Genomic DNA, 24,955 nt, shown 5'->3' with positions numbered 1-24,955 from the left:
TATCCATACGGCCCGGGGGATAGAGAGAGCGGCTATCCATACGGCCCGGAGGATGGAGAGGGCCGCTATCCATACACCCCCGGAGACAGAGAGAGCCACTATCCATACGCCCCCGGCGAAACCGGCTCCTCCTCCCCGCGCGCGTACGGTCCGCCGGTCGGCTCCTGGAGCACGTACCGGATGGTGGCGGGGATGTGGATCCGCTCCACGATGGCGTATCCGGCGTCCTTCGCGCTGACGCTGGCGGTCAGCGGCTGCGTCACCTTCTTCGACTTCGTCGTGATCCTCCTGATGTTCGGCCAGGTGCGCGGGCTCGGTGGCTTCGCGTTCGCCGAGGTCGCGCTGCTCTACGGGCTCGCGGGCACGTCGTTCGGGATCGCGGATCTGACGATGGGCTCGATCCAGCGGATGGGGCGGCGGGTCAGGGACGGCTCCCTGGACACCTTTCTGATGCGTCCGGCGCCACTGCTCGCACAGGTGGCGGCGGACAAGTTCGCGCTGCGCCGTTTCGGCCGCTTCCTCCAGGGCATGGCCGTGCTGATCTGGGGGCTCTGTCTGCTCGATCTGGAGTGGACGCCGGTGAAGGTGCTGCTGCTGCCGGTGACGGTGGTCTGCGGGGCGGTGATCTTCTCCGCGCTGATGGTGCTCGGCGGCTCGGCGCTGTTCTGGATGCAGGACGCGGCGGAGGTGACCAACGCCTTCACGTACGGCGGGAACACCCTCCTCGGCTATCCGCCGTCCGTCTTCGCGCAGGAGCTGGTACGGGGAGTGGTGTACGTGGTGCCGCTGGCGTTCGTGAGCTGGCTGCCCGCCCTCCGTCTGCTGGGCCGCCCCGCCCCGCCGGGGGTGCCGGAGGGAGCGGCTTTCGCCGCCCCGCTGGTCGCGGCGGTCTGCTGCGGGCTCGCCGCGCTCGCCTGGCGGGCCGGGGTCCGTTCGTACCGATCGACAGGAAGCTGAGGACCGTGACGTTCATCGAGCTGGAAGCCCTGGAGAAGACGTTCACGGTCCGCCGCAGGACGGGCCCCTTCCGCCGGGAACGGCGCGAGGTCCGCGCGGTCGACGGGATCACCTTCACCGTCGGGCGCGGGGAGATGGTCGGCTACATCGGCCCCAACGGCGCCGGGAAGTCGACCACCGTCAAGATGCTCACCGGCATCCTCACCCCCAGCGGAGGCAGGCTGCGGGTCGCGGGCATCGATCCCGCGCGCGAACGCACCCGGCTCGCCCAGCGGATCGGTGTGGTCTTCGGGCAGCGCACGACCCTCTGGTGGGACCTGCCGCTGAAGGACTCGTACCGCCTGATGCACCGCATGTACCGCATCCCCGACGCCCGCTACCGGGAGAACCTGGCCCGCTGTGTGGAACTGCTCGAACTCGGGGACCTGCTCGACGTGCCCGTACGCCAGCTCTCCCTGGGGCAGCGGATGCGCGGCGACATCGCGGCGGCGCTGCTGCACGACCCGGAGGTGCTCTATCTGGACGAGCCGACGATCGGCCTGGACGTCGTCTCCAAGACACGGGTCCGCGAATTCCTGCGCGAGCTGAACGGCAGCCGGGGCACGACGGTGCTGCTCACCACGCACGACCTCACGGACATCGAGCAGCTCTGCTCCCGGGTCATGGTGATCGACCACGGGCGGCTGATGTTCGACGGGGCGCTCGCCGGGCTGCACGCCGTCGGCGAGAGCGAACGGCTCCTCGTGGTGGACCTGGAACGGGAGACACCGCCCATCGAGGACGTGCCGGGGGCGCGTTTCGTGCGCGCGGAGGGCCCCCGCCAGTGGCTGGCCTTCCCGGCCACCGCATCGGCGGCGCCCTTGGTCGCCGCGGTGGCCGCGAGGCATCCACTCGTCGACCTCTCGGTGCGGGAACCGGACATCGAGGCGGTGATCGCGAAGATGTACGGGGGAACTCGGGAGGAGCGCCGGGAGTCCCTGAAGTAGGAGGTCAAGTCCATGGTGAGCTTTTCGTACACGGCCGCTGACGAGGAGAAGAGCAGAGGCGTCCGCCGCATGAAGCTGCTGGCGACCTCGCTCCTCGTCGGAGTGGCGGTGATCTACGCCCTGGCGACCTGGGCGCGGAACGCCGGCGCGGGTGCCTGGGCCGGTTATGTCGCGGCGGCGGCGGAGGCGGGCATGGTCGGCGCGCTCGCCGACTGGTTCGCGGTGACCGCGCTCTTCCGGCACCCGCTGGGGCTGCCGATCCCGCACACGGCGATCATCCCCACGAAGAAGGACCAGCTGGGGGCGTCCCTCGGCTCGTTCGTCGGCGAGAACTTCCTCTCCGCCGACGTCGTACGGGGCCGGCTCGCCGCCCTGGGCATCGGCCGCAGACTCGGCGCCTGGCTCGCGGACCCCGCGCACGCGGACCGCGTCACGGCGGAGGCGTCCACGGCGCTGCGCGGGGCACTGACGGTGCTGCGCGACTCCGATGTGCAGGCGGTCGTCGGGGAGGCGATCACCCGCAGGGCGGAGGCGGCCGAGATCGCGCCGGGCATCGGCAAGACCCTGGACAAGGTCGTCGCGGACGGCGCCCACCGCAGGGCCGTCGACCTGATCTGCACCCGCGCCCACGACTGGCTGGTCACCCACGGGGACTCGGTGATGGACGCGGTGCAGGGCGGCGCGCCGGGCTGGACGCCCCGGTTCGTGGACCGGCGCATCGGCGAGCGCGTCTACAAGGAGCTGCTGCGTTTCGTCACGGAGATGCGGGACGCGCCGGGCCACCCGGCGCGCGGCGCGATCGACCGCTTCCTCACCGACTTCGCGGCCGACCTCCAGGGCGACACGGAGACACGCGCGCGCGTGGAACGGCTCAAGTCGGACCTGCTTGCCCGCCCCGAGGTCCAGGACATCATCGCCTCGGCGTGGTCCTCGGTCCGCGCCCTGATCATCGCGGCGGCCGAGGACGACCGCAGCCAGCTCCGCCTGCGCGCCCGTGCCTCCCTGATCTCCCTGGGCAACCGCCTGTCGACGGACGCCCGCCTCCAGTCGAAGGTCGACGGCTGGGCGGAGGACGCGGCGGCCTACCTGGTCACGACCTACCGCCCGGAGATCACTTCCCTGATCACCGACACGGTCGCCGGCTGGGACGCCACCCAGACCTCGAAGAAGATCGAGGCGAACATCGGCCGAGACCTCCAGTTCATCCGTATCAACGGAACGGTGGTGGGGGCGCTGGCGGGCCTGCTGATCTATACGGTGAGCCGGGGGGTGGGGGCGTAAGGGCCTCCCGCCGGGGACCGGTTGCCGGGCAGGGCCTCCGCCGGGGAGGGCCCGTGGCACGAAGGGCCTGCCGGGAGGCTTCCGGTCCGGACGTCGGCCCGGGACGGGCCCCCGGCGCGAGCCTCCCGCCCAGGAGAGCCCTCCGCGCGGAAGGCCCGCCCGGGGATCAGCCCTTGGCGCGGGTGACGGCCCAGGAGGCCCCGGCGACGGCCCCGGCGACGGAGAAGACGGCGGGCCAGGCGCCGATCTTCCTGGCGAGCGGGTGGGACCCGGCGAAGGCGACGACGTAGGCGACCCCGAGCCCGGCGGCGGCCTTCCCCCCGGCGACCCGCCGCCACTCGTACGCGGCCACGCCCCCGGCCCCGGCCAGCACGACCCCACCGAGCGGCCGCTTCTTCGTCCACCGTGCGACGGCATAACCCCCGACGAGACCGGCGGCGGCGATGGCGGGGGAGGGGAGGGAGGACATGGCGGGGCCTTTCGGGAGCGAGTAGTTTCACCACGAGGGTACGAGTCCTTGTATGAGCAGACTAATGGGCACCCTCATTGCGGTCGCCGACCGGCCATACCTTGACAGCGATCTCGGCAAGATCTGCCTGGCGTTCCTCGATTCCGCGGGCACGCCAAGATCCAAGTTCGAAGTCCCAGAGACGCTCGATTCCTGATTGCTGTGTAATGAGGAGCGAGGAGGAGTCGTAAGCCTCAACTTTTTCTGGGTACGCCTTATTGGATGCGACTCGGTTCTTTCGCCCATGTAGAAGAGTTTGATTTCCAAGCCGGTTGATCAATGTAGAGTGATCATCGAGCTGAAGGTCAGCTTCGGGACTCTTAGGGTAGATGTGCTCGATGTGAACGGCGGTCGTGCTGGCCACAACGACATCGTCGACACCTGCGCTTTGCCGGAGGTGCTGCTCAATCAAGGTGAGGAGATAGCGGGCCTGTGTACTTCGGGGAATAGGAGCCTGGGCGAAGTCAGCCTGAAAGGCTATATCGTCAGGTGTCCACTGAGCAATCTGCTCAAAGGCGGCGTCAATGGTGAGGCCGGAGGTAACTTTCTTCGCTAGAGTGAAGAGCTTTTCTTCTAGGAGGGTTGACTCACGACGGCCGACGACCGTCCAGCGAACGTAGTAGCTGATGAGGGCCTGCGTGACCCGGATCATCTCGCTGTAGGGGGACTTCTCGGAGACTGCGAGGAGGAGCGGGTAGGCGGCGTCAGCGCTGAGGCTCTTCACTTCATCAAGCAAGCCATCGAGAGTTTCGGAATCTGTGCTTGCCGTGATCAGTTCGATGTAGCGGGTGGAGGCGTTTTGGAGTTCTCCCGCGAACGTACGCACCTCGTAGCGAGGTGAAATGCATTCAAATCGGGAAGTGAGTTCTTCTCGGATGGTGGTATAAAGACTGTGTGAGCGAACATCGCCATGGCGCGCCACCCAGAAATGGCGTAGGAATTTTTCGATTTCTTCGCGACGCTCGAATCCGTCGAGAAGGGATCGCCAGGCGTTGTTTACCCTCTCCTTCTCCTCGCCGTTTCGGCTCTTTTCCATGAGGAAATTTCGAACAAGGTCGACGGTTGAGAGGTCTTTGCCGCGAGAATTTATAGTCTCGAATACTTCGTTGGCATCGCTTGATGTGGGTGTCTGCACTTCGACGAAAACCAAGCCCTTGACGAGACACTGGGACAATTCGTCAAGCCAATCCAGGCGCTCTTCATCCGAATGAATCGACTCTAGAGTGCGTGCGATGTGTGTTTTGAAAGAAGTGTAAGAACCCTGGATGAGGGTGTGGGAAGGTCTTGAAGATTTTTCCGTGACGGTTGTCCTCCCGGTGGTCTCATTCCAGTTCTGGATGTAATCCTTGAAGAAGTCTCGATCAAAAAGGGAGAGAGTGAGGAAGTACTGGGGGTTGGAGTGTCGACCGTCACGCCTCGCTATGTAGTCACGCTGGATGTTGTTCGCTACGACGCGAGCCTCGGTGGATGACATTTCTCCGAGTGTGTCTCTGATTGCCGCAATCAGAATGGTTGACGTGGTGAGTCGCTGCTGACCGTCGAGGAGCGACCGAGTTGTGATCTTGTCGTCGGTTATTGTTACGATGGGGCCGATGAAATACTCGGATGAAGCCGGACTGCCTGTCTTGCGCGCCCGCATGAACTTCTGAATGTCATCCCAGTACGTGTCTACTTCACGCTTCCCCCACGCGTATTGACGCTGACTGTCGTCCGGTACCACGACAGGCGGATTGTTGGCGCCAATGAGCTGGCCGAGGGTCTGGCGAGCGGCGTTCTTGATGATGGCCATGCGGTTCCTTCCGGGTCTACCCAGAGGTTAACTCGCTTACCGGTGACTGCATTGTTGATACTGACTTGTGTGTCAGTTGAGTGGTTGATTTATGACGAAATCGCCCGATATGTGACAACAGGGGAGAGGCGTACGCTTCGGTGTGGAGTGGTAACTTCGTTGCTCTACTGATGGCCGCTTGTGAGGGTGGGGGATGGAGAGCCAGGTTCCCAGTACGAATGCTCACGGTTTGCATGAGATTCTTGAGCGGGTGTGGCAGTCAGGAGCTGCGGACTTCCGAAGTGGATGGGGAGAAGTCCTCGACGCGGAGTGGGGGTCTCCTGATTTTGCGCAAAGGCATGCCGAGGTTGCAGGGCTTCTAGCTGAAACCATTCGCCAAATTGATGCGTTGCCGGAGGCTCAGCGCCGTAGGTACTCGCGCTACTTCCCACAGTGGTGGTCGGCTGTCGTTCAGCCAGAGTTGAGCTGGATCGACGCAGGCCGGCCGGCCCGCCGGTTGGTCACGCAGGAAACTCTCGACCACTTGGCTTCGGCAGCCGATCTCTTGCAGAGCGCCTTGCGCGGTACCTGCTCAGCGCCTGTGGGTAGCAATTTGGAGGCGTTGAAAGAGAGCTGCAACGATTGGCTCGAGCTGCTTGAGCAGATGCCTGATGAAGAGCTTGTTCCTTCTATGCGTGAGGAAATCGCGGCTCAGATTCGGCACCTGCTGTGGTTGATGGACCATGCGGCTCTCTTTGGGACTGCTCGCATCTCCCGCGAGGCCACCTTGGTTGTGGGCTCGATCGCACAGGCATCGACTGTGGTTAGCGGCCAGGATGAACAGGTCGCTGGGAGGTGGAAGCGAGGGTTTATCACGTTTATTGCGGCTTCAACCCTGCTCGCCACGGGGGCGACGCAGTTGCAGACAGCCATTGAAGCAGGCTCCGGAGTGGTCAAGGAGATTACTCAAGTGGTTGAGAGTGTGTCGGGTTCGGTTGGCTGACGACTCGATCCCGATAAGACCATGGCGATGGTGGAGTGCCCCCTCATGAGTACCAGGGGGCACGTGGATTCTCTGATGCCCTACCAACTCCATGGGTACTTGGGACCGGATCCGCTACAGCGGGATGGCATCGCTTCGCCTCAACGCTCCGAAGCACCCCGCCAGTAGTCCGAGAGCATCTCGGACGGCCACGTCGGCTGGGTGACAGGTCCCCGAGGGAGCATTTCTCGGAACGCCGCGACGAGGTCGATGACCTCCGTTCCCTCGTCGGCGTCGAGGTCTGTGACGTGTAGGTCAAGGCCCTCCACCCTGAGCAACTTCGGGAAGGAGGTGGCGATCCGTGCCGGGCGTCGATGGTTGTGGTGCACGAAGGTGCCGGTGGCGGGCCATGCGGGGTTGTCTCGGGGGCTGCGGGCGTGGAGGGCCACATCGTCAGGGGACCCGAGGTTGAAGAACCACGTGACTTGGAGGTGTGAGAACTCCTCGATGCCTCGCAGCGTCTCGACAGGGAACTCTGGCCTCAGCCGGATGATCGACTCAACGCCGCCCTTGAAGTCGTCGAGACGTCCGGCATGGCCTCCCACGACGTCGGCGATGACTGGCACCTCGATGAACTGCATAGGCACGGCTGACCCCTCTTCCCTCCTGGCGGTGCCGCTTACGAAGCGGGGCGGCGTCGGCGGCGTCAGGTTACGCGTTGAAGCACAGCCCTGGCCCGCGCGTCCACTTCCAGGGCGCCGGGGATGCCCCGGCTGCGGAACGGAGACAGCGCGGCACGCATGGTCGCGGCAGCGTCCCGCGTTCGGCCGGACTGCACGCCATCCATGGCATCGAGAGCGCGGGACCACGTCTGGCAGGCCGCGTCGATGTTGCCCTGCTTGGCTTCGACCGTTCCCATGTATCCGAGTGTGACGGCGTGGGTCCTGCTGAAGGAGTCGGCTCTACGGTGTCGCACACTGGCCCGGAAGTGGCGTAGGGCATTGTCGAGGTCGCCCAGAGCCCACAGGGCTTGGGCGGTCTGGTGTGCCAGGGACGCTTCTTGGAAGAACCAGACCCGGTGGGGCTCGGCGTCGCCCGACGAGGCTTGTCTCAGGTCGGTCTCGGCTTGGTGGATCGCGGCGAGGGCCTTGTTCCGCTGTCCGTCTACGGCCAACGCCCGTGCGCGCACGATGCCGATCAGAGCCCGTTCCCGGGGAGTGGCATCGACGTACCTCTTACGCTCGACGGACGCGGTGGCCAGGGCCAGGCCCGCTCTGCCGTGCCTGAGGTCCATGGCCTGATGGGCCATCGCTCGGAGCACGTGTCCCGCAAGGGGCGCGTCGTCGGCCTCGGCGGCTAGCTTGAGCGCGAGGGTGAAGTGGTGTCGCGCGGACTCGTGTCGTGACGAGTCGAAGCCCATCCACCCGACCACGTACACCGCTTCAGCGGCGGCTGAGTAGAGGGCGCGACGCACCTTCTCGCTGCTGAAGGCTCCACCGACGTACCTGGCGACGTCATCGACGATGTACTGGCGAAGGGCGCTGCGGCCATCGATGCCTCCGTGCCGTTGATCGCGTCGCGCGAAGAACTCTGTCATCTCGCGAACGGCGCGTACTTCCACCTCGCCGACTCTGTGCCCCGTGCCGACCGTGCGGGTGCGGGCCCGCTCCGGGGCCTCGTCCCACCATGGTTCGTTGGGAAGGGCTAAGCCCCCGACGGAGTAGGCGGCACCGGCGAGGAGCCGTCGGCGTTCGTGATCCATGCTGTTTCTCCCCAAGTCGGCCAGAGCTGTCAGGGTGTCCGTGCCCCACTCGAACTCGGCGACCCTCTCGGGGGCCGCGCCGTTGAGACCGATCTCCGCGAGTGTCACAGGACGCTTCAGCCGTCGCGACAGCGTTTCGCGCAGGATGTCACCCGCCCGCCCCCGGGGCTGGGTGCCAGCGATCCACATGGCGATGTGAGAGCGCTTGACCGTGAGGAGTTCGTCAACTCCGGATTCCGCCGCTACGCGCACCATCGCAGCGGCGGCCGACGTTTGTGACCAGCCTGTTTCCGCGATCAACGCGGCCAGGTACTCATTCCTGCGTGCCATGTTGCACCCCTGTTCACAAGAGAACAATCTTTGACGGGTTTGACAGCGTCGAGACCTGGACTGGGGTATCCACCCGCCGTGAATCACGGTTCGCTGAGGGAACACGAAATCACCAATCAGCGATGCCGAAAGGGCAACTGGTGAAATTCAGCCACGCGGGTGACGGCGAGGGGCAAGGTGTGTCTGACCTGCTCTCGGAGGCAGTGGATACGTTGGCGCCCCGTACGGAATTCCATACTTTCCGGCCTCCGACTCTCCTGAGGGTGGCCGTTGGAGGCCCGGTCGATGAGGTCTCGTCAGTAGGGGAGAAGGCAGGAGAGAGGGCAGGCGAGACGGCCGTGCCTCCCGCCGGGCGTCCGATGGCGGAGCCCGCGCGTGCTCACCTCAGGGGGTGCCCCGCGTATTCGCAAACGCTTCCGCGTACCCCTCGAAGTGCTGAGGTCGCCCGCAGGCTGGTGCGTACGGCACTGACTCTTTGGAGCCTTGAGCCCTTGGCGGAGGACGCCACCCTCGTGATGACCGAACTGGTCTCCAACGCGGTTGACCACGGCCGACTCTCATCGATCCGCGTGAGCGTTGCCAGGCCGTCCTCGGACACGGTCCGCTTGGCTGTGAGCGACCGTTCCAAGGCCGTCCCGGTCTTGAATCCGGCCGTCGGTGACGAACAGACCCGAGGCCGAGGTCTGCTCCTTGTCGATGCCCTTACGGAATGTTGGGGAACCGAGCTGTACTCCTGGGGCAAGCAGGTCTGGGCCGAGCTGGGCGACGGGGAGGCGGTGTGAACGTGGATGGATGCATGGTGCGTAAGCCGTGGGAGCTGTCGTTCTTGGCGGAGCCGCAGGAGGTTGCCGGGCTTCGTCGTGTGGTGCGGCTGCACCTGGGGTTCTGGGGGTTGTCACGTCAGATCGACACGGCTCAGCTCTGCGTGAGCGAGCTGGTTTCCCGGGTGATTCGCGAGGCCGGGACGGGGGCTCCAACATCGCTTCGGCTGTTGATGAGTGGTACCTCCTTGCGCATCGAGGTGAGGGGCCCCTCCTCGCAGCTGCCGCCCCCGACGCCTGGTGCCTCGGCGGATATGGGCATGGTGTTGGTGGAGGGGTTCGCGGATCGTTGGGGCGTCGTGGCAGAGCCCGAGCACAGGGTCACCTGGTGTGAGATCGGTACCGATCTCACGACATCGGACGGTCACAGCGGAGGCGCCCGCGTCACGCGAGCGGAAGCCATGCTCTCGCTCTACGGCGCTGTCGCCCTTCCGCAGGTGATCAACGGGAGTCGGCTGGCCGCAGCTGTGGCGAGTGACGTAGTGGTGCAGGTGATCGTGGATCTCCTCCACTGGGTGGAGGCCCATGGGTACGACGCGGACGATGTCCTAGACGTGGCGCAAGCCCGCTTCGACGCCGGGCTGTGAGCAGGCTGGTCAAGGTGACGAGGTAGCCCCGCCCCTTTCCCTTGGTGAGCCACTGTGATCTAGATTCTTCGCATGGGAATGCGAGAGTTGCTCAGTAAGGTCGCGACTACCTACGACCGCGATGCGGGTTCGAGGCGAGATGTGCTGGGACAGCAAGTGCTGCGGGGGGTTGCCGGTCGTACGGACCTTACGCTTCCCTCGGGCTTCAAAGCCAAGGGGCATGGAGGGCAGACCACCCCTGCGGCGACCCCATGGATTGAAATCTTCGACGAGAAGGGAATGCGGGATCCTAAGAAAGGCCTGTATCTCGCTTATATCTTCAGTGCTGATCTGAAGAACGTGGCTCTCACTCTGCAACAGGGCATCACCTGGCTGGAAGAACCCCTAGGGAAGGGTGAAGCCCGAGAAGCTCACCTCCGTCATCACGCGGCGCGGCTTCGGCGAGCGGTAAGGCGGCAGGAGCTTCTTCAGTGGGCGGATGAACCCTCGCTCCGGGACAGTGCCACGCGACCGAAGGCGTACGAGGCGGCTAGCGTCATCGCCCGGGTGTACGACACCGCCACGCTGCCTAGCGATGTCGCACTGATGGAGGATCTGCTTCTGGGTGTCGAAGCCTTGCGTAGAGCCGAGGAGTTTGACCGCATCTGGTGGATGAGCGGCGAAGCTGACGTGATCCAATTCGCCTACGCTCTCGACAGTCACACCTCTGAAGCGACACCTATCGCTTTGCCGGCCGACTTTGATCCGCTCGCCGACTTCCAGCCGAAGGACAGCAGTGAGTACGAGGTCCAGATCAAAGCCCGGCAGCAGGTCAAGCAGCGGCATCATGAGGCCTTGATTGACGACTTTGGAAACTACATCGCGAATCGCGGGTACCGGCCCATAACGAAACGCCAGCACCCCAAAGACTTGGTTCTGGCCGAGTCGCAAGACTCGGAGGGGAAAGGTTCGGAGTGGCTGGTTGAAGCGAAGGTCGTTCGCAACGGGAACGCGACGACGGCCGTTCGTGAGGCGCTCGGGCAGCTCTACGAATACCGTCACTTTCTCTACCGAAAGGAGCGGGAACCCTTTCTCCTAGGGCTTTTCTCCGAGGAGATCGGTGTCTACGCCCCGTACCTGGAAGAGCAAGGCATCGCCTCGATCTGGCGGTCCGGTGAGGGATGGGCCGGGTCCCCCCAAGCGCGGGGCTGGGGGATGACGACGGAGTAGTGGGTCGCGGGCAAGGAAGCCTGAAGCCTCCTTCACCCCACCCCCAACCCCCCATGACACTCCCCGTAAACCCTCCCACCCCCACACCAACACCCCTCCCCCCGCCCCGGCGGCCAAGTCGTGGCGCGGCCTCGGGCGGCGAGGGTCGTGGCGTATTGGGGGAGGAGGTCCGCGTTGGCGGGGGTGGTGGATTCCGAGGCGGCGAAGGCTTCGTAGGAGGGGACCGTGGCGCGGACGATGCCCAGGTTCGGGGTGCCCGCCTGGGCGAGTTCGCGGAGGGAGGCCTCGATGTCCGTCAGGTGTGCGGTGTACGTGGGGTACTCCGCCTCCAGTTCCGGATAGGCCGCGAGCAGCTCGTCCAGTTCCGGTTCCGGCCAGTGCAGGACCGCCACCGGGAACGGGCGGGAGAGCGCCGTGCGGTAGGCGCCCAGTTCCGAGCGGAGGCGCGCGATCTCGGCGCGCAGTTCCACCGGGTCCGAGGAGCCGAGCGACCACAGCCGCTTCGGGTCGTGCAGCTCGTCCAGCGGCACCTCCGCCGTGTGCAGCCGGTCCGCCAGGTCGTCCCAGGTGTCGTGGGCGAGCGCCAGCATCCTGCGTACCCGGTGCCGGGTCGTCAGGAGGGACTGGGTGGCGTGCGGCAGCTCCGCCGAGGTGGCCAGCAGCGTCGCCGCCTCCGTCAGCGTCGACTCCGCCGCCTCCAGCTCGTCGTGGGCCTCCAGCGTCTCCGCCGCGATCTCCCACGCCGCCGCGTCCGACGGCTTCGCCCGCCGCACCCCGTCGATGATCGCGCGGGCCTCGGCCTCGTGGCCGTACTCCCACAGGTTCGCCGCCTTCAGCGCCCTGATGAGCACCGGGTTCACGGGCGTGGCGGACAGCAGGTCGTCGTAGAGCGTGGTGGCCCGCGGGCGGTCGCCCGCGAGTTCCAGGTGTGCGGCTGCCCGCAGGGACAGCGACTCCCTGTCCCCGGGGTACTGCGCGGCGGTGCGCAGCAGGCGCTCGGCTTCGGTGGTGTGGGCGGCAGGCGTGTCGGGGCGCATGCCTTCCACCGTACTGCTGTACGGGCCTGGAGAGTTGGCGCCCCAGCGCTTATCGTGCCCGCGTGCGGGCCAGGATTGTGCGCGCTCCCCACCCGGTCGCGCCCCGGCGGGTGCCGGTCGTCGTCCAGTCGCCGGGGTGGCGCCCCGCTGCCCGCGCGCTCCGGGCCGGCGCCGAGACCGTCGTCACCTGCGGGGTCCTGATCCTGCTCCTCGTCGTCCACCAGCTCTGGTGGACCAACCACCAGGCCCTCGCCGACGCCCGCGACCAGGTCCGCGTCCTCGAACGAGGGTGGGACACCGACACCGACACCAGTCCCGGCACCAGTCCCGGCCCCGGCCCCGGCACCAGTCCCGACACCGGCACCGACGCCGATATCGGGACTGGTGCCGGTGCCCCTCTGCCGCCCGCTGGTTCGGAGACCGACAACCCCCCGCGCCCACCCGGCTCCCCCGACCCGTACCCCACCGGCATCCCCCCTGGCCCCCACGCCCCCGCCGCCCCCTTCGCCGTCCTCCGTATCCCCCGGCTCGGTCTCACCGTGCCCGTGGCCGTCGGGGTCTCCCGGCGGGCCGTGCTCGACAAGGGGTACGTCGGGGCCTACCCCGGCACCGGCGCCCCCGGGCGGGCCGGGAACTTCGCGCTCGCCGGGCACCGGAACACGCACGGCGAGCCCTTCCGGTACGTGAACCGGCTCGTGCGCGGCGACGAGATCTCGGTGCGGACCCGGGAGGCCACGTACACCTACCGGGTCGACCGGGTCCTGCCGCGGACCGCGCCCCGGGATGTCGGCGTCATCCGGCCCGTGCCCCGCTCCCTCGTCGAGCCGTCCTACGGGTACGACACCCCCGGCGCCTATCTCACCCTCACCACCTGCACCCCCGAGTTCAGCAGTGCCTACCGGCTCGTCGTCTGGGCGAAGCTAGTCTCGACCGGGTGATCAGACGCAGGCCCCAGCTGGTGTGGCTCCTCCTTCCGTACGTCCTGTTCGTGGCCGCGCTGCCGTTCGTGAACCGGGTTCCCCTTCTCGTCCTCTGGCTGCTGGGTGCCACGCTCGTCACCCCCGTCGCCGTCGGGCTCGCCCGCCGCGCGGACCTGAAGCGGGGTGAGCGGGGATGAGTCCCGCCGCCGTCGCCGTGTCCGTCTTCGCCGCCTTCATGGTGCTCACCGTCGTCCTCGGGCTGCTCGCCGTCCGCCGGCAGCAGGGCGGCGGGCTCGCCGCCTGGTCCGTCGGCGGACGTTCCCTCGGGCCCGTCTTCATCTGGGTCCTGATGGCCGGTGAGGGGTACACGAGCTTCAGCTACCTCGGCGCCGCGGGCTGGGGCTACAACTACGGCGCGCCCGTCCTCTACGTCGTCGCCTACATGTCCTGCGGTTACGCCGTGGGGTACGTCGTCGGGCCCATGCTCTGGGGGTACGCCCGCAAACACGGGCTCGTCGCGCTCAGCGACACGGCCGCCCACCGCTACCGCAGACCCTGGGTCGGCGCCGCCGTCGCCGTCCTCGCGACCGTCTTCCTCCTGCCGTACATCCAGCTCCAGATCACCGGCATGGGGATCGTGGTCTCCACGATCTCGTACGGGACGATCGGGCAGAACCTCGCCTACTTCCTCGCCTTCGCCGTCACCACCGGCTTCGTCGTGGTCAGCGGGCTGCGCGGGAGCGCCTGGGTCTCCGTGCTCAAGGACGCGCTCGTCGTCCTCACCCTCGCCTTCCTCTTCGTCTACGTGCCGCTGCACTACTTCGGCGGCTTCGGGGACTTCTTCGGGCGGCTCGTCGACGAGAAGGGCGCCTGGCTGAAGCTGCCCGGCAACGGAGGCGCGGAGAGCGGATACGGCATCGGCTGGTTCGCGTCCACGACCGTGCTCAACTCCCTCACCGTCGTCATCTTCCCCACCACCGTCGCCGGATACCTCGGCGCCCGCGACGCCGACACCCTCCGCCGCAACGCCGTCTGGCTCCCCGCCTACAACGTGCTCCTCTTCATCCCCATGGTCCTCGGCACGGCCGCCCTCTTCGTCGTCCCCGGACTGGTCGGCGCCGAGTCGAACCTGGCCCTGTTCAAGCTGGTCACGGACTCCCTGCCGGCCTGGGCCGTGGGGCTCGTCGGGGTCGCCGCCGCGCTCTCCTCGATCGTGCCGATGGCCGTGTTCATGCTGGTCATCGGCACCATGTGGGGGCGGAGCGTGCTCAGTCTCGCGCCCCGGCTCCGGTCCCGCGAGAAGGGCCTCTCCCAACTGGTCGTGGTCGTCGCGGGCGTCCTCGCGCTCCTCATGACGTACACCGTGCCCAACACCCTCGTCCGGCTCTCCCTCATCTCGTACGAGGGGATGGCGCAACTCCTGCCGCTGGTGCTGCTGGGGCTCGTGTGGCGCCGGATGACGCTGGTGGGCGGGGCCTGCGGGCTCGCCGTCGGCGTCGCGCTCGTCTGCGGCCTCGTCTTCACCGGGCACGATCCGCTCTGGGGCGTCAACGCCGGACTGCTCGCCCTCGTCGTCAACCTCGCCGTGAGCGTCCTCGTCAGCCTGTACGGGCCACCGGAACGCGCCGACGAACGCGCCGACGAGGACGTCCTCGCCCTGGAGGAGTTCACCGAAGCGGCCGTGGGAGCGGGGCGGGGGTGACTCGTGGGACCGGAGTACGGGAGGTGACCCCCGGGGCGCTCACCGGCGCGGGCGGCGGGCGAGCCCGAGGGTGATCCCCGCGCCGGTCAGCGCGAGCGCCGCAGCGACGAGGACGGCGGTGTCCGGGCCCGCTCCCGAGGTGGCCACGGCCATCGTCACCGCCACGCCCGAAGAGGAGCCGACGTAGCGGGCGGTGTTGTTGGCGCCCGAGCCCATCGCCGCCCGTTCCGGCTCCACCGAGTCCACCGCGAGCCGGGGCAGGGCCGCGTTGAGCAGGCCGCTGCCCACCCCCGCGACGAAGAGCCCCGGGAGCAGCCGGGGCCAGGAGCCGGGCCCGCCGTCCAGGGCGCCGAGCAGGGCGAGTGTCCCCGCCGCCGACAGGACGAACCCCAGCACGAGTTGGTACGCGGCGGAGAGCCGCCCCGCGAGGTGCCGTGCCTGGAGCGCCACCACGAACGCCGTGCCCGACCACAGCAGGAACAGCCACGCGGCGCCCAGGGCCGACATCCCGGACGCGTTCTGGATCAGCGCGGGCGCCACGCTGAACAGGCCGATCGCCCCCAGACCGGTGAACAGCGCGCCCAGCGTCGACACCAGGAACGCGGGCCGCCGCAGCAGCGCCGGATCCACCATGGGCGCCCGGCCCCGGTGTTCGACCACCACGAACAGCGCCGTCAGGGCGAGCGAGGCGAGCAGCAGCAGCCCCACCCGGGGCCGCAGCCAGCCGTCCCGCCCCAGGGTCAGCGCGGTGAGCAGCGCGGCGAGCGCGAGCCCGAACGTCACCGCACCCGCGAGATCGGGGCGGGGGCGGCGCGCGGAGGCGGCTTGGGGGTGGGGGCGGTACGCGGAGGCGGCTTCGAGGTGGGGGCGGCTCACGGAGGCGGCTTCGGGGCGCTCCTCCCGCGCCAGCGCCCGCGCCCCCAGGGCCGTCGTCGCCACCGCCGCCGCGCCGAGGACCCCGTACGTCAGCCGCCAGTCCGCCAGGCTCAGCACGCCCGCGAGCAGGGGGCCGAGGGCGATGCCGACGCTGACCGACGCGCCCCAGATCCCGGTCGCCCTGATCCTCTCCCGGCCCTCCGGGTACGCCTGGGCAAGCAGACCGAGGCTGCTCGCGAGGACGGCCGCGCTCGCCGCGCCCTGGGCGATCCTGGCCGCCGTGAAGGTGCCGGTGCCGCCTGCGAAGGCGCCGAGGGCGGTGAAGAGGCCGAGGGCGAGGTTGCCGAGGAGGAAGACCCGGCGGCGCCCGTGCGCGTCGGCGAGGCCGCCGGCCACCAGGAGGAGGACGGCGAGACCGAGCGGGGTGCCGTTGAGCAGCCACGCGCGGGCCGAGGCGGGGGTCCCGAAGGCGGCGGTCATGTCGGGGAGGGTGAGGAGCGGGGCCGTGTAGTTCATCAGCGCGACGGCGGTCGCCGTGGCGGTGACGGCGAGGGTGGCCCCGGGGCGGCCGGCCCGGGGCGGGGCGGCGGCGCGGGTGCGGTCGCGGTCGTGGGAGGCGAGTCGGGGCACGGCGGGAACCTCCACCTGGTCGGTACGGGCACGGCGGTACGGGCACGGCGATTCGGTCGCGTCGGTTCGATCCCGGCGGTGAGATCCCGGCGGTGAGATCCCGGCGGTTCGGTCACGTCGGCACGGTTGCTTCGGCGCGGTCGTGTCGGCGCGGTCACGTCGGCGCGGGCGTTTTGACCCGGCCGCTTTGGTTCGGTGAATGAACTGAGCGAGGGCCCCACCGTAGCAGCGAAGGTTCATTCAATGAACCATGCGAGTACGATGGGCACATGGCCCTCGGCAAGGACTACGTCCACCAGCAGTGCTCCATCGCCCGTGCCCTCGAAGTCATCGGCGAGCGCTGGACCCTCCTCGTCGTCCGCGACGCCTTCTACGGCGTCCGCCGCTACAGCGACTTCCTCGTCCACCTCGGCGCCCCCCGGGCCGTCCTCGCCACCCGCCTCCAGTCCCTCGTCGACGCCGGAGTCCTCGAACGGCGCCGCTACCAGGAGTCGCCCCCGCGCGACGAATACGTGCTCACCGGACGCGGGGTCGCCCTCTGGCCCGTCGTCCGCTCGCTCGCCGCCTGGGGCGGGGAGGAGCTGCCCGGCGCCGTCCCGCTGCGCCGCTTCCACCACGCCGACTGCGGCACCGAGACCGGCCCCTACGGCGAATGCCCGGCCTGCCGCCTCCCCGTACCGCCCGCCGACATCGAGATGCGGCCGGGCCCCGGACTCGACCAGGACCCCGCCGACCCCGTCAGCCGCGCCCTCCTGCGCCCCCGCCGCCTCCTCGTCCCGCTGGAGCAGACGGACGCCTGAGGGGCCGGGGCCCGGCCGACGGCCCATCGACCCTGCCTGACCGCCCGCATGACTGCCGCCGCGAACGGGGGCTCCGGACAGCGGGAACGGACTCGGTCCGACGCGAACGGGCTCCGGACGGCGCGAACGGGGCTCCGGATGGCGGGAGCGGACTCGGTCCGACGCGAGCGGACTTCGGATGACGCGAGCGGGCTCCGGGCGGCGGGAACTTCCGGTGCGCCCCGTGCGTCTCCATGACAAGGCGTCACGCGCGGCGCGTGAGAGAAGAGAAACGGGAGACGGGGGGAGTGCCATGACCGTCAGGGACCTCGTCCTGCGTGTCGTCGCGCCGCTGTTCTTCCTCCTCGCCCTCGCCGATCTCCTCCTCGCCGACAGCGCGGGCGTCTCCGTCTCCGTCGCCGTCGCCCTCGCCGCGACCACGGTGTTCTGCGCCCTCTTCGGAGCGCGTACGGCCCCGGTCGTGCCGACCGCCGTCGTCCGCACCGCCCTGCGCGACCGCGAGCGGCGGACCGCCTTCCTGCCCCAGCGCGACCCCGACGCGGCCGGGCGCCGCAGACCCAGGGCTCCGGGCCGTCCCCTCCCGACGGCCGCGTAGGAGCCTGGGCGCCACCACACACCGGACCGGCCCCTCGCGGATCCGTCATGCCGAGACACGTCTCTCTTCCCGGCACGACGAGACCCCACGGAGGGCTCCCCCATGTCCGTCTTCGCTTCCCTGGTCGAGTGGCTCGCCGAGCTGCTCCGACCGCTCTTCGCGGGCGCCGCCACGGCCGCCGCCATCGTCCTGTTCACCGCGCTCGTACGGCTCGCGATCCATCCGCTGTCCCGCGCCTCGGCCCGGGGGCAGAAGGCCCGCACCCGGATCGCGCCGCAACTCGCCGAGATCCGCCGCAAGCACGCCAAGAACCCCGAGCGCCTGAGGAAGGAGATGCTCGCGCTCCACGAGCGGGAGAAGGTCTCGCCCTTCGCCGGACTGCTGCCCGGACTGCTCCAGGCTCCTGCCTTCCTGCTGATGTACCACCTGTTCTCCGGCGGCCGGATGGCAGGGCACGCGCTCCTCGCCGCGCCGCTCGGCGGGCGCTGGGCCGACGCCCTCGCACACGGCGGGCCCTTCGGTCCCGCCGGGCGGGTCTATCTGGCCCTGTTCGCACTCGCCGCCGCCGTCGCCACGTACGGCTACCTCGGCGCTCGGAAACGACTCGCCGAACAGCCTCTCGACCCGGGGCCGTCCACCCCGGGTGCGGGCGCCCTCGCCAAGGTCATGCCGCTGCTCTCCTTCGGCACCCTCGTGACGGTCGCCGTCGTCCCGCTCGCCGCCGCCCTCTACATCGTCACCAGCACCACCTGGACCGTCGTCGAACGCGCCCTGCTCTTCCGGGACGAGACGGGTCATGAGGCCGAGAAGACCGGGAAGGGCGGGGAGACCGGGGGCGTCGTCGCCAAGGCCCGGACCACCCGCCCGTAAGGGTCCACGGGCTGAGCGGGGGCTTGCAGGGCGGTGCGTTCTCTTGGAGGATCCGGCTCATCCTCCGATGGCCGCACTCCATCGGCCGGGGTACCCCAGGGCCCTTCCCGGGCCCACCTCGACCACAGGGAGAAGTCCATGAAGCTGCTGCGTGTCGGCCCGCCGGGGGCCGAACGGCCCGCCCTGCTCGACCAGGGCGGAACCCTCCGCGACCTGTCCGCGCTGGTCGACGACATCGACGGCGCCCTGCTCGCCGACGCCTCCGCCCTGGACCGCGTACGGGCCGCCGGCGGCGCCGGGGTGCTGCCCGCGCTCGACGCCGCCGGACTGCGCGTCGGCCCGCCCGTGGCCCGGATCGGCAAGGTCGTGTGCATCGGCCTGAACTACCACGGCCACGCGGCGGAGGTGGGCGCCGCGATCCCGGAGGAGCCCGTCGTCTTCCTCAAGGCGTCCGACACCGTCGTCGGTCCCGACGACACCGTGCTCGTGCCGCGCGGCTCGGTGAAGACCGACTGGGAGGTCGAACTCGCGGTCGTCATCGGGCGCACCGCCCGCTATCTGGAGACCGACGAGGAGGCACTCGCGCACATCGCCGGGTACGCGATCGCGCACGACGTCTCCGAGCGCGAGTTCCAGATCGAGCGCGGCGGCACCTGGGACAAGGGCAAGAACTGCGAGACCTTCAACCCGCTCGGCCCCTGGCTGGTCACCGCCGACGAGGTGCCGGACCCTCAGGCCCTCGGTCTGCGCCTGCGGGTCAACGGCGAGCTGCGCCAGGACGGGCACACCTCGGACCAGATCTTCCCGGTCGTCGAGGTCGTCCGGTACGTCAGCCGGTTCATGACGCTGTATCCGGGCGACGTCGTCAACACCGGCACGCCCGCCGGAGTCGCCCTCGGACAGCCGGACCCCAAGCCGTATCTGAGGGACGGTGATGTCGTCGAGCTGGAGATCGACGGGCTCGGCCGGCAGCGACAGCGGCTGAAGGGGGCCTGACTCCCGCAAGGGGCCCGACCGGTCGGGAGGGCGTCTGACTCCCCGTCGAAAGTCCGACTCCCTTGACACGCCCAAAAAGTGACCATACGTGACCGGGTGGGCCTAAGGGCGATACATTCCAGTATGATCCGATGTGATCTACGCCTAAAAAGGCGGCGTTTCCCCTCGGGGAGGTGCCGCCTTTGTCGTTTCTGTGCTTGCATATTGTCCGATATGGAACGAAACACGCATCGACGACGAACCGATCGGCGCCGCATCGCCGCCATCGCCGCCGCCACGGTCGGGGGCGCCGCCCTGGTCGGCGCGCTGGCCATGAACGGCTGGGCCGATCCCCTGCCCGGGGGTCTCGGGCCCTGTAAGCCGGGCAACTGCCCGGCCACCTACCCGGAAGTCGGCAACGGAGCCGTCGAGTACCGGGACAACAACATCAGCGTCTTCGTCGGAGGCGACTTCCTCGTCCGCGAGGCGGCTGCCGAGGCCGAGGGCAAGGTCGTGGCCCTCGGCAACTTCGACATGGAGAAGCGCGAAGGCGTATCCGGCATCTACAACGTGGGCGTCGCGGGCGTCGGCTCCCGCGTCCCCCCGGACGACGGCACCGACTTCCTCACCGTCGGCAAGAACATGACGGTGGCCGACGGGCAGCGCGTGGTGGCCGAGGACATCGACGTCACCGGCGTCGTACGGTACGGGGACACGCTGTCCGGCACCGTGACGCCCGAGGCCGTGCACGACCCGAAGGCGGCGGACCCGTACCTCGACCTCCGGGGTCAGCTCACCGACGCCAGCCGGTGCTACGCGTACGTGGACGGGGCCTCCCGGCCCGCCACCGGCACGGCCGTCAACAACGACTACGAGACCACCTTCACCGGTGACGGCACCTCGAAGTTGCAGGTCTTCACCGTCGACTTCGACATGGAGTCCTCGTCCAAGGGCCAGCAGGGCATACGGTTCGAAGGCATACCCGACGACGCGACCGTCCTGGTCAACATCCTGGGCGCGGACCGCACCATCGACTCGTACATCAACCAGCTGCCGGACGGCCTGCGCGAGCGGGTCCTGTGGAACTTCCCCGACGCCACCGCGGTGACGATCGAGGGCTCCGCCCAGTTCGCGGGCAGCGTGCTGATCGGCAACCAGTCCAGCATGGCCACGGTGACCGTCCCCGGCATGAACGGACGCTTCTTCACCACCGGCAACCTGACGCACACCTCGGCGCCGGGCGGCGGCGGTGGCGGCCAGGAGTTCCACGCGTACCCGTTCAACGGCGACCTGCCCGACTGCGGGAAGACCACGCCTACGCCGACGGAGCCGACGGAGACGCCCACGGAGCCCACCGAGACTCCGACGGAGCCCACGGAGACTCCCACGGAGCCGACCGAGACCCCGACCGAGCCGACGGAGACTCCGACCGAGCCGACGGAGACTCCGACCGAGCCGACGGAGACCCCGACCGAGCCCACGGAGACCCCGACCGAGCCCACGGAGACTCCGACCGAGCCCACGGAGACTCCGACGGAGCCGACGGAGACTCCGACCGAGCCCACGGAAACCCCGACGGAGCCGACGGAAACTCCGACGGAGCCCACCGAGACTCCGACCGAGCCGACGGAGACTCCCACCGAGCCGACCGCGACTCCGACGGAGCCCACCGCGACTCCCACGGAGCCGACGGCTACCCCGACCGAGCCCACCGCGACTCCGACGGAGCCCACCGCGACCCCGACCGAGCCGACGGCTACCCCGACCGAGCCCACCGCGACTCCCACCGAGCCCACCCCCACGTCCACCGACGTGACCACCGGTGGTTCCTCGACGGGTGGTTCCGCGAACGGCGGCTCGACCGGTGGCGGCTCGTCGATCGGCGGCGGTGACGGCGGCGGCACCGGTGGCAACGGCGGCACCTCCGGCGGCATCGGCGGCGTCGGTGGTTCCGGTGAGCAGTCCGGTGCGACCGGGGGCGGCCAGCTGCCCCAGACCGGTGCGGGCGGCAACGAGTTCGGTATCGCTCTCGCGGGCGCGGGCCTGGCCCTCGTCGGTGGCGCGATCGTGTTCGTCAGCCGCATGAGGCGCCGTACGAACTGAACATCCGTCCACCCGTCATGACTGCTCGACAAGAGCGACAAGAGCGACGGGACCTACGGAAATGAGGGGAGGGAGGGCGTCACGGTCTCACCGTGACGCCCTCCCTCACCGAGCGGCGGCCGGCCTCCAGGACAGCGAGGGTGGCCGCCGCTTCGTGTGCGGTGACCGGGTTCGGGCCGGTTCCGCGCAGGGCGGCGGCGACGGCCGCGTAGTACGCCGGATAGTCACCCGGCAGGGAGGGGACCGGGGTTCCGCCGCCGGTCAGCGGGGACTCGCCGGAGCCGAGCCGGCCCCACAGCTCCTCCGGCTCCACGCCCCACGGGGCGCCCGGCACCGGCCGCAGTCCTTCGCGCAAGGCGGCTTCCTGCGGGTCGAGCCCGTGCTTCACGAAGCCCGCGCGCTGTCCGAGCACCCGGAAACGCGGGCCGAGCTGGGCGGCGGTGGCGCTCATGTACAGATGGGAGCGGACCCCGTTCGCGTGGGTCAGGGCGAGGAACGTGTCGTCGTCGGCTTCGGCGCCCGGTCTGCGGACATCCGATTCGGCGTACACCGAGACCACGGGCCCGAAGAGGACGAGGGCCTGGTCGACGACATGGCTGCCCAGGTCGTAGAGGAGACCGCCGATCTCCTCGGGGGCGCCGGACTCGCGCCAGCCGCCCTTGGGGCGGGGCCGCCAGCGTTCGAAACGGGACTCGAAGCGCTGGACCTCGCCGAGCGCGCCGACGTCGAGCAGCCCGCGCAGGGTGCGGAAGTCGTTGTCCCAGCGCCGGTTCTGGAAGACCGAGAGCAGCAGTCCCCGTTCCTCGGCGAGCACGGCCAGGGCGCGTGCCTCGGCGGAGGTCCCGGCGAGGGGCTTGTCGACGACGACGGGCAGTCCGGCTTCCAGGGCGGCGGTGGCGACGGCGACATGCGTCTTGTTCGGGGAGGCGACGACGATCAGGTCGAGCCCGTCCGCCCACAGCTCCTCGGGGGAGGCGGCGACCCGGACACCGGGGTGGGCGGCGCGCGCCTCTGCGGCCCGCTCGGGGTTGCCGGTGGTGACGGCGGCGAGCGCGAAGTCCTCGGACGCGGCGAGCAGAGGGGCGTGGAAGACGGATCCCGCGAGGCCGTATCCGACGAGTCCGACGCGGAGGGGAGCGGGGGAGGAGGGGCTGCCGGTGGGGGCGGTGCCATTCATGGCGCCCACTTAAGCAACGGTGTTGCCGAAGTGCAAGCAACGGCGACAATGGGCGGGTGAAGACGGACCTCGGCGGAGTGAACGTACCGGCGCTGCGCAGCCACAACGCGGCGCTCGTCCTCGACCTGCTGCGGACGGCGGGGGAGACCGGCATCAGCCGCCCGGAGCTGGCCGAGCGCACCGGGCTCACCCCGCAGGCGGTCAGCAAGATCACCGCACGGCTGCGTGCGGAGGGCCTGGCCGCCGAGGCGGGGCACCGCGCCTCGACGGGCGGCAAGCCGCGGACCGTGCTGCGGCTCGTCCCCTCCGCCGGGTACGCGGTGGGCGCCCACCTCGACCGAGACGAGCTGACGGTCCTCCTCGTCGACCTCGCGGGCACGCCGGTCGCGGTACGCCGCAGCCCGCGCGGGCTGCGGGCGGGGGCGGGGGCCGCCCGGGACGCGGTGGGGCCTGTCCTCGATGCCGGGGCGGGGCCCGTCGCCCACACCGTGGTTCTCGATGCCGTGGTGGAGGAGGTGCGGCGGCTGCTCGCCGAGGCTCCCGGGCGGGTCCTCGGCGTGGGCGTGGCCATGCCGGGTCCGCTGGACCATCGCACGGGCGTGCCGGGACGGGTGACGGGCTTTCCGCAGTGGGAGGGCCGGCCGGTCCGCGCCGAGCTGGCCCGCCGCCTCGGGCTGCCGGTCGCCCTGGACAAGGACACCAACGCCGCCGCCCTCGGCCTGGCCCTGGCCCCCGGCGCCCCCGCCTCCTTCGCGTACGTCCACCTCGGTACGGGTCTGGGCGCGGGCCTCGTCCTCGGCGGGGCGCCGCTGCGCGGGGAGAGGACGGGCGCGGGGGAACTGGGCCACCAGACCGTACGGCTCGACGGGCCGCCGTGCGCCTGCGGAGGACGCGGCTGCCTGGAGGCGCTGTGCCTGGCGGCGGTCGCGCGCGACGACCTGCCGGGTGCCGCCCGCCTGCTGGGCACCGGCGCGGCCAACCTCGTACGGCTCCTCGACGTCGACCGGATCGTCCTGGGCGGCCGGACGGTACTGGCCGCACCGGAGACGTTCACGACGGGTGTACGGGAGACCCTGACCGCCCTCCACCTGCCGACCCCGGTCGAGCCCGCCACCCACCCGGACCTGGTGGCGGAGGGCGCGGCGTGGCTGCTCCTGAGCCCTGTGTACGGGGGGCGGGCGGGGAGGGTGTGGGGGGAGGGGTGAGGGGCGCTACCCGCTCTCGAAGACTGCCGGTGACCTGCCCGACCTGGGCCGTCAGCCCGACTGGGCACCGGCCCCTGGTCTCGCTCCGGCGGCCACCGGCACGCCGTTGCCGAGCTTGCCGCCTCCGCCTCACTACGCTGACCGGTGGGACGCCCATCTGAAGAGGGAGACCATGCCGCACCGCACCGACCGTTCCCTCGTCTGACATCAGCCACACGCGGCTTCAAGGACGAGATTCGTGGCTCTACTGGACATGCGTGGCGAGAAATGCGCGCCGCCAACTCATGTAAATGGCCAGGCGCGTGATGCCCTGTTCCCACAAGCTTCGTCCGCGCCTATCCTCGCGATCAAGCGGCGAGGGGGAGGGCGCGTGGCAGGCGAGGCGACAAGCTGGCAGAAGGAACAGATCAGCCGCGCGTACGTACACGCACTCGCTTCCCGAGGCGGTTACACCGTGGGTGAGTGGAACGTCGACAAAGACGGTGTGGACGTCACCCTCCGGGATCGCGGTCTCATGGTCGACTTTCAGCTCAAGTGCACCCAGAGTCCTCGGGTCGTCCGAGGCGGATACAGCTTTGACCTGGATATCGAGACCTACGACAAACTGCGCAGCACGGAACGTTCGGCACCCGGGCACCTGGTGCTCCTGGTCGTGCCGACCAACCTCGAACTCTGGGTCACTCAGCACTCCGATTCGGTCGTGCTCGCCTGCCACGGATATTGGGCCTGCTTACATGGCCGTGACTCGGTGACCAGCAAGGTGACGACGGCTATCAGTCTTCCGGAGGAGCAACAGCTCTCGGTGAAGTCCATGCGCGGCATGTTCGACATGGCGCGCGGCATTGTTCTCTCCGGCAGCGGGGCGGTGAACTGA

The 24,955-nt window shown here is 69.4% G+C and carries 23 protein-coding genes and 1 pseudogene; 17 read left to right on the top strand and 7 right to left on the bottom strand.

What is annotated here, in order from left to right; translation table 11 throughout:
• The first annotated feature begins 180 nt into the window (after positions 1–180).
• From BU197_RS16035 to BU197_RS16025, 3 genes and pseudogenes are all read left to right on the top strand, one after another.
• Positions 181–957, top strand: coding sequence for an ABC transporter permease (locus BU197_RS16035; protein ID WP_188268971.1), 777 nt, complete (start codon positions 181–183; stop codon positions 955–957).
• Positions 958–962: 5 nt separating this feature from the next.
• Positions 963–1,943 (top strand): ATP-binding cassette domain-containing protein, encoded by a 981-nt coding sequence (locus BU197_RS16030; protein ID WP_188268970.1) that lies wholly within the window; start codon positions 963–965, stop codon positions 1,941–1,943.
• 18 nt (positions 1,944–1,961) lie between these two features.
• Positions 1,962–3,224: pseudogene (locus BU197_RS16025) on the top strand (DUF445 domain-containing protein); the annotation flags it as partial.
• Positions 3,225–3,390: 166 nt separating this feature from the next.
• On the opposite strand, the gene BU197_RS16020 reads toward BU197_RS16025, so the two are convergent.
• Together BU197_RS16020 and BU197_RS16015 are read right to left on the bottom strand one after the other, a co-directional pair.
• Positions 3,391–3,693: a hypothetical protein gene (locus BU197_RS16020; RefSeq protein ID WP_188268968.1), complete on the bottom strand. Its 303-nt coding sequence runs from the start codon at positions 3,691–3,693 to the stop codon at positions 3,391–3,393.
• 61 nt (positions 3,694–3,754) lie between these two features.
• The gene (locus BU197_RS16015) at positions 3,755–5,521 is read right to left on the bottom strand and encodes a DUF262 domain-containing protein (RefSeq protein WP_188268967.1); all 1,767 of its coding nucleotides are present in this window, start codon (positions 5,519–5,521) and stop codon (positions 3,755–3,757) included.
• Positions 5,522–5,750: 229 nt separating this feature from the next.
• Here BU197_RS16015 and BU197_RS16010 point away from each other — a divergent pair, with 229 nt between their 5' ends.
• Positions 5,751–6,503: a hypothetical protein gene (locus BU197_RS16010; RefSeq protein WP_188268966.1), complete on the top strand. Its 753-nt coding sequence runs from the start codon at positions 5,751–5,753 to the stop codon at positions 6,501–6,503.
• A 140-nt stretch (positions 6,504–6,643) separates the two neighbouring features.
• On the opposite strand, the gene BU197_RS16005 is transcribed toward BU197_RS16010, so the two are convergent.
• Positions 6,644–7,123 carry a TrmO family methyltransferase gene (locus BU197_RS16005; RefSeq protein ID WP_188268965.1) on the bottom strand — a complete coding sequence of 160 codons (480 nt, stop codon included), beginning with the start codon at positions 7,121–7,123 and terminating at the stop codon, positions 6,644–6,646.
• A gap of 65 nt (positions 7,124–7,188) precedes the next feature.
• Positions 7,189–8,574, bottom strand: a complete 1,386-nt coding sequence (locus BU197_RS16000) for a Tat pathway signal protein (RefSeq protein ID WP_223183144.1) — start codon at positions 8,572–8,574, stop codon at positions 7,189–7,191.
• Between the two features lie 122 nt (positions 8,575–8,696).
• On the opposite strand from BU197_RS16000, the gene BU197_RS31340 reads away from it, so the two are divergent.
• The 3 genes from BU197_RS31340 (at position 8,697) to BU197_RS15985 (ending at position 11,191) form a co-directional block, all read left to right on the top strand.
• Positions 8,697–9,356: an ATP-binding protein gene (locus BU197_RS31340; protein ID WP_317453390.1), complete on the top strand. Its 660-nt coding sequence runs from the start codon at positions 8,697–8,699 to the stop codon at positions 9,354–9,356.
• A 14-nt stretch (positions 9,357–9,370) separates the two neighbouring features.
• Positions 9,371–9,982: an ATP-binding protein gene (locus BU197_RS15990; RefSeq protein WP_188268964.1), complete on the top strand. Its 612-nt coding sequence runs from the start codon at positions 9,371–9,373 to the stop codon at positions 9,980–9,982.
• Between the two features lie 72 nt (positions 9,983–10,054).
• A complete protein-coding gene (locus BU197_RS15985) occupies positions 10,055–11,191 on the top strand; it encodes an MrcB family domain-containing protein (protein ID WP_188268963.1) in 1,137 nt (378 codons plus the stop codon).
• A 32-nt stretch (positions 11,192–11,223) separates the two neighbouring features.
• Here the strand turns inward: BU197_RS15985 and BU197_RS15980 are convergent, their stop codons facing one another.
• The gene (locus tag BU197_RS15980; RefSeq protein WP_188268962.1) at positions 11,224–12,228 is read right to left on the bottom strand and encodes a hypothetical protein; all 1,005 of its coding nucleotides are present in this window, start codon (positions 12,226–12,228) and stop codon (positions 11,224–11,226) included.
• Between the two features lie 62 nt (positions 12,229–12,290).
• On the opposite strand from BU197_RS15980, the gene BU197_RS15975 reads away from it, so the two are divergent.
• The 3 genes from BU197_RS15975 to BU197_RS15965 are packed head-to-tail and all read left to right on the top strand — an operon-like array spanning position 12,291 to position 14,850.
• Positions 12,291–13,166, top strand: a complete 876-nt coding sequence (locus BU197_RS15975; protein ID WP_411158493.1) for a class E sortase — start codon at positions 12,291–12,293, stop codon at positions 13,164–13,166.
• Positions 13,163–13,345, top strand: coding sequence for a hypothetical protein (locus tag BU197_RS15970; RefSeq protein ID WP_317452164.1), 183 nt, complete (start codon positions 13,163–13,165; stop codon positions 13,343–13,345). Before BU197_RS15975 ends, BU197_RS15970 begins: the two co-directional genes overlap by 4 nt.
• Positions 13,342–14,850: a sodium:solute symporter gene (locus tag BU197_RS15965; protein ID WP_188268961.1), complete on the top strand. Its 1,509-nt coding sequence runs from the start codon at positions 13,342–13,344 to the stop codon at positions 14,848–14,850. The genes BU197_RS15970 and BU197_RS15965 overlap by 4 nt, the downstream gene beginning before the upstream one ends.
• A gap of 39 nt (positions 14,851–14,889) precedes the next feature.
• Here BU197_RS15965 and BU197_RS15960 read toward each other — a convergent pair whose 3' ends face one another.
• Complete coding sequence (locus BU197_RS15960) at positions 14,890–16,356, bottom strand: MFS transporter (RefSeq protein WP_317452165.1); 1,467 nt, start codon at positions 16,354–16,356, stop codon at positions 14,890–14,892.
• A 269-nt stretch (positions 16,357–16,625) separates the two neighbouring features.
• Between BU197_RS15960 and BU197_RS15955 the strand changes: the two genes are divergently transcribed.
• The 5 genes from BU197_RS15955 to BU197_RS15935 all read left to right on the top strand — a co-directional run bounded on the left by BU197_RS15955 (position 16,626) and on the right by BU197_RS15935 (position 21,699).
• The gene (locus BU197_RS15955) at positions 16,626–17,156 is read left to right on the top strand and encodes a winged helix-turn-helix transcriptional regulator (protein ID WP_188268959.1); all 531 of its coding nucleotides are present in this window, start codon (positions 16,626–16,628) and stop codon (positions 17,154–17,156) included.
• A gap of 292 nt (positions 17,157–17,448) precedes the next feature.
• Positions 17,449–17,751: a DUF6412 domain-containing protein gene (locus BU197_RS15950; RefSeq protein WP_188268958.1), complete on the top strand. Its 303-nt coding sequence runs from the start codon at positions 17,449–17,451 to the stop codon at positions 17,749–17,751.
• 102 nt (positions 17,752–17,853) lie between these two features.
• On the top strand, positions 17,854–18,621 hold the full coding sequence (locus tag BU197_RS15945; RefSeq protein ID WP_188268957.1) for a YidC/Oxa1 family membrane protein insertase: 768 nt from the start codon (positions 17,854–17,856) through the stop codon (positions 18,619–18,621).
• A 138-nt stretch (positions 18,622–18,759) separates the two neighbouring features.
• Positions 18,760–19,617: a fumarylacetoacetate hydrolase family protein gene (locus BU197_RS15940; RefSeq protein ID WP_188268956.1), complete on the top strand. Its 858-nt coding sequence runs from the start codon at positions 18,760–18,762 to the stop codon at positions 19,615–19,617.
• Between the two features lie 213 nt (positions 19,618–19,830).
• The gene (locus BU197_RS15935; RefSeq protein WP_188268955.1) at positions 19,831–21,699 is read left to right on the top strand and encodes a choice-of-anchor A family protein; all 1,869 of its coding nucleotides are present in this window, start codon (positions 19,831–19,833) and stop codon (positions 21,697–21,699) included.
• A 79-nt stretch (positions 21,700–21,778) separates the two neighbouring features.
• On the opposite strand, the gene BU197_RS15930 is transcribed toward BU197_RS15935, so the two are convergent.
• A complete protein-coding gene (locus BU197_RS15930) occupies positions 21,779–22,876 on the bottom strand; it encodes a Gfo/Idh/MocA family oxidoreductase (RefSeq protein ID WP_188268954.1) in 1,098 nt (365 codons plus the stop codon).
• 56 nt (positions 22,877–22,932) lie between these two features.
• On the opposite strand from BU197_RS15930, the gene BU197_RS15925 reads away from it, so the two are divergent.
• Positions 22,933–24,081 (top strand): ROK family transcriptional regulator, encoded by a 1,149-nt coding sequence (locus BU197_RS15925; RefSeq protein ID WP_317452166.1) that lies wholly within the window; start codon positions 22,933–22,935, stop codon positions 24,079–24,081.
• Between the two features lie 238 nt (positions 24,082–24,319).
• The gene (locus BU197_RS15920) at positions 24,320–24,955 is read left to right on the top strand and encodes a DUF4365 domain-containing protein (protein WP_317452167.1); all 636 of its coding nucleotides are present in this window, start codon (positions 24,320–24,322) and stop codon (positions 24,953–24,955) included.

The sequence above is a fragment of the Streptomyces sp. CBMA291 genome (assembly GCF_014596525.1).
Taxonomy (GTDB): domain Bacteria; phylum Actinomycetota; class Actinomycetes; order Streptomycetales; family Streptomycetaceae; genus Streptomyces.
Note: the sequence above shows the minus strand (reverse complement) of the source record. Positions and strands in the feature narration are given on the sequence as shown.